Source organism: Streptomyces sp. MBT65, assembly GCF_016612545.1.
Taxonomy (GTDB): Bacteria; Actinomycetota; Actinomycetes; order Streptomycetales; family Streptomycetaceae; genus Streptomyces.
Window position 1 is genome coordinate 1 of record NZ_JAENRY010000655.1, and the last position, 1,352, is coordinate 1,352.

Sequence of the window (1,352 nt, forward strand, 5' to 3'; positions counted from 1 at the left end):
GGGGTGGAGGGGTGATGACCCCGACCTCCCGCCAGGCCGCCCGGCTGGTCTCCGGTTCGCCCGCCATCGCCGACGCCCACTTCCGGGCCGAGGCGCTGCCCTATCACCCCAGCCTGCGTCCCGACGGGTGGCTCAATCTCGGTACCGCCGAGAACCGGCTCGTCCAGGATCTGCACGGTGAGGTGCCGCCACTGCCGCTGACGGCGCGCGAGACCCGTTACGCGCCCCTGTACGGCACCCCGGAGCTGCGCGAGCACATCGCGCGGCATCTCGGTTCCATGGGCGGTCGGGCCGTGGACCCGGAGGACCTGGTCGTGGTGGCGGGGGCGACCGCGGCCCTCGACGTGGTCGCCACCGCGCTCTCCGTGGCGTCCGTGGACCGGACGCTCGCCGAGGCCCGGCGCGACGGCGTGGACGTACGGGCCGTAGCACTGGCGTCGCCCGCGAATCCGACCGGAGCGGTTCATCCGGCCGCGGAATTACGGGAGTTGGCCGCGGTGGCGGCCCACCACGGCGTGGCCGTCGTCGCCGACGAGATCTACGCGGGGTCGGTCTTCGGGCCGCTGCCCTTCACCGGGTTGCGGACGGTCGCCGCCGACCCCGCCCGCGTCCACACCGTGTGGGGTTTCGCCAAGGACTTCGGGCTGCCCGGTCTCAAGGCGGGCGTGCTGCACACCACCGACCCGGAGATCCGGGACGCGGCCCGCGCCCTCGCCTACTTCGCGCCCGTCTCCACCCACACCCAGGCCCACCTCACCCGGCTGCTGGCCGACCCCGCGCACGTGCACGCCTTCCTCGCCGAGAACCGGCGCCGCCTCTCCGCCTCGTACACCCGGGCCGCCGCGCTCCTGGACGGCTACGGCATCCCGTACGCCCCCGCGCAGGCCGGCTGTTCGGTCTGGGCCGATCTGGCCGCCTGGCTGCCCCGCCCCGGCTTCGCCGGAGAACGCGCGCTCTGGCAGGAGATCCTCGACCGCACCCACGTCAGCATCCTGCCCGGCGAGGCCTTCCACGCCCCGCGCCCCGGCTGGTTCCGCATCTGCCACTCACTCGACGCGGCCCTGGTGGAGGAGGCCCTGGCCCGCCTCGGCCACCTCCTCAACCCGAGCGGAACACCTCGTACGTCCCGTGCACTTCATGCACCTCATGCACCTCGTGTGCCTTATGCACCTCATGTACTCCGCACACTCCGTGAGCCCCACGGCGACGCGGGACCTCACGCGATCGCGCCCGCGGGGCCCGCTCGACGCGGTCGTGGTGAAGGGGGGCCTGGGGAATGAGGCCCTGCTCCCACCTACCCGGCCGCTCATCCACAGGGAGCACCGCACGCATCCCATGCATCCCATGCATCC

The 1,352-nt window shown here is 73.4% G+C and carries 1 protein-coding gene; it reads left to right on the top strand.

Translation table 11 applies throughout. The features are described from left to right. A partial coding sequence (locus tag JHN63_RS51360; RefSeq protein ID WP_234478967.1) for an aminotransferase class I/II-fold pyridoxal phosphate-dependent enzyme occupies positions 1-1,280 on the top strand: 1,280 nt, incomplete at its 5' end. Between the last annotated feature and the right edge of the window lie 72 nt (positions 1,281-1,352).